The sequence below is a fragment of the Candidatus Hydrothermales bacterium genome, assembly GCA_039630235.1.
Classification (GTDB): Bacteria; Hydrothermota; Hydrothermia; order Hydrothermales; family JAJRUZ01; genus JBCNVI01.
Genome location: JBCNVI010000055.1, coordinates 1 through 691 on the forward strand (window position 1 = coordinate 1; position 691 = coordinate 691).

At 36.8% G+C, this 691-nt stretch carries 1 protein-coding gene; it reads right to left on the reverse strand.

Annotated features, from left to right (window positions below):
* Window positions 1-457, reverse strand: a 457-nt coding sequence (locus ABDH49_09265; protein ID MEN3047126.1) for a DNA gyrase subunit A, incomplete at its 3' end; no start/stop codon positions are given.
* Between the last annotated feature and the right edge of the window lie 234 nt (window positions 458-691).

The window sequence follows — 691 nt, forward strand, 5'->3', positions numbered from 1 at the left end:
TTGGCTCTTGCAAGGAGGAGTCGAAGTTAGGCATCATATCAACTGTGTTTTTCTCTATGTCCTCAAGCATCTCAACTGCAAGTTTTGTAAGCCGAACTTCTGTGTATCTCATTGCTGCCTGAGGATCTCCGTCAATGGATCCAAAGTTCCCCTGACCGTCTACCAGTGGATATCTCATTGTAAAGTCCTGAGCCATCCTTACCAAGGCATCATATACAGAACTATCCCCATGGGGATGGTACTTACCTAAAGTCTCACCTACAACCCTTGCAGATTTCTTGTAAGGTTTACCTGGAAGGAGCCCAAGCTCGTACATGGAGTACATTATTCTCCTTTGGACAGGTTTTAAACCATCCCTAACATCCGGGATAGCTCTTCCGGCTATAACCGACATAGCATAATCTATGTAAGCACTTTTAACCTCTTCCTCTATGGAAACCTTCTTGACTTCTTCCATCTTAACTCCTACTTCCAAGCTTTGCCAAAATATTATAACACTTACAAAGGAGTTAACCATTTCATTTCAAAATGAAAGTGATATTAAATTTTGAAATATTAGATATTTCGAATATGCTAATTAGTTAATACTATCTAACTTATAAAAAAAATTAAATCTTATTGTTAAAGATTTTTAATTTTTGGCATAATATTTGCTCTAAGTACTATTAATTAAAACGGTGTTTTATGAATC